Annotated in this window: 1 protein-coding gene; it reads left to right on the top strand. The window is 62.2% G+C overall.

What is annotated here, in order from left to right; genetic code table 11:
* Window positions 1–1,256: group II intron reverse transcriptase/maturase (locus AB0D85_RS52245; RefSeq protein ID WP_362338777.1), on the top strand; the 1,256-nt coding region annotated here is incomplete at its 5' end.
* Window positions 1,257–1,374 lie beyond the last annotated feature (118 nt).

Raw genomic sequence — 1,374 nt, 5'->3', positions numbered from 1 at the left:
CGATTCTCGGCGAGAAGATCCGTGACCAGCGGTTTCTGCGGCTGGTACAGAACATGCTGACAGCCGGATATCTGGAGGACTGGAGGTGGGGAGCCACGCTCTCCGGGGCACCGCAGGGCGGAGTGGCCTCCCCGGTCCTGTCCAACATCTACCTGCACAAGTTGGACGAGTTCGTAGAGACAGTACTGATTCCGGAGTACACCCGAGGGGAGCGTCGGGCCCGTAACCCGGCGTATTTGGAGTTACAGAGTCTGCTGCGGACAGTCCGTCAGCACGGCGACCGGCCTTTGGCTCGCGCCGTGCGTGGACGGATGACCAGTCTGCCGAGTGCGGACCCGAATGATCCGCATTACCGGAGGCTTCGTTACACCCGTTACGCGGACGATCATCTCCTCGGTTTCACCGGACCACGAGCCGAAGCCGATCAGATCAAGCAACGCCTGGCAGCGTTCCTGCATGATGAACTCAGGCTGGAACTCTCCCAGGAGAAGACGCTGATCACTCATGCCCGTACCGGGGCAGCGAGGTTCCTCGGCTATGAGATCACGGTCCAGCACAACGACACAAAGAAGACCGGCCGCTACCGACGTGTAAACGGCCAGATCGCTCTCCGTGTCCCCCGGGATGTGATCAAAGCCAAATGCGTGCCTTATCTCGCCCGCGGAAAACCCGCAAAGCGAAAGGACCTCGTCAACAGCACCGATCACGCGATCGTTGCCACGTTCGGGGCCGTCTACCGAGGCATCGTCCAGTACTACCTGCTCGCCGGGGATGTCTCCCGGCTGCACCGTCTGCGCTGGGTCATGGAGACGTCCATGCTCAAGACCCTCGCAGCAAAGCACCGTTCGACCGTGCCGAAGATGGCCGCCAAGCACAAGACCAGAATCGACACGGAACAGGGGCCCCGAGTCTGTTTCGAGGCCCATATCGAGCGGAAGAACAGGAAGCCGCTGGTGGCACGGTTCGGAGGAATCTCCCTCTGTCGACAGCGGTCGGCGAAGATCGTGGACCGCCGGCCGGTCTGGGTGGACTATCCGCACAAAGAGCTGGTCACACGGCTCTTGGCGGACACTTGCGAGATCTGCGGGAGCACTGGTGATGTCACGGTGCATCACATCCGTGCCCTTGCCGATCTTGCTCATGCCGGATGGCCGCCGTCCGACTGGGCGCGCGTCATGCTCGACCGGCGCCGCAAAACGGTTGTGGCCTGCGATACCTGTCACGACCGCATCCACGAGGCACAAACGGCCAGATGATTCACGCCGTAATCACTGGAGAGCCGGATGATAGCGAAAGCGTCAAGTCCGGTTCGGCGGGAGGCCGCGAGGAAAAGGAGCTGCCACGGCAGACACCTCGCCACGCGGCCGACCCAAC

It is taken from the genome of Streptomyces sp. NPDC048277 (assembly GCF_040652235.1).
In the GTDB taxonomy this organism is placed as follows: domain Bacteria; phylum Actinomycetota; class Actinomycetes; order Streptomycetales; family Streptomycetaceae; genus Streptomyces.
The sequence above is the reverse complement of the archived record's forward strand: the minus strand, read 5'-3'. Positions and strand labels throughout refer to the sequence as shown.